The organism is Candidatus Bartonella washoeensis Sb944nv (assembly GCF_000278135.1).
In the GTDB taxonomy this organism is placed as follows: domain Bacteria; phylum Pseudomonadota; class Alphaproteobacteria; order Rhizobiales; family Rhizobiaceae; genus Bartonella; species Bartonella washoeensis.
In genome coordinates, this window is record NZ_JH725022.1 from 591,138 (window position 1) to 591,691 (window position 554).

At 44.6% G+C, this 554-nt stretch carries 1 protein-coding gene; it reads right to left on the reverse strand.

The genetic code is table 11. The annotated features are described in order from the left end of the window. Window positions 1-125: 125 nt before the first annotated feature. Window positions 126-554 (reverse strand): hypothetical protein (locus MCQ_RS02450; RefSeq protein ID WP_006923339.1); only part of this gene is annotated, 429 nt, incomplete at its 5' end.

Here is a 554-nt window from a genome sequence, read left to right on the forward strand (position 1 = left end):
GCTTTCATGCTCTATAAAACCACCCAGATCACCTGCTTTAACCTGCCAAAAGTCCTTCAATGCACGAATGCGGTAAAGAGTGCGACCATTAACTTCGATTGTTTCGTCAGTAAATTCGTATTTTTTCATCTGGTCTTTTCTCCAGTCGACATGATATGATTGCCGCCTACCCACGCATTGCCGTAAACTTGTGCATTTCCACAAATACGCGCCTTACCGTAAATGTGTGCATTTTCAAAAACTTGTGCATCCACATAAACGGCCGCATCTTCGAAAATACGCGCTTTGTCATAAATTTCGGCATTATTGCAAACTACCGCATTGCCATATACACGCGCATGACCGTAAACGTGTGCATTACCAAAAACCTTAGCACCATCACGAACCCGTGCCTCTTCATAAACTTTGGCACCACCACCAACCCAGCAATTACCATGATGCGATAGGTTGTCTTCTTTCTCGATATAGCCGCCAAGATCACCTTTCTTGACGTCACCAAAGTCTCTTAATGCACGGATGCGGCGAAGCGTTTTGCTATCAACCTCAGTTGTTTC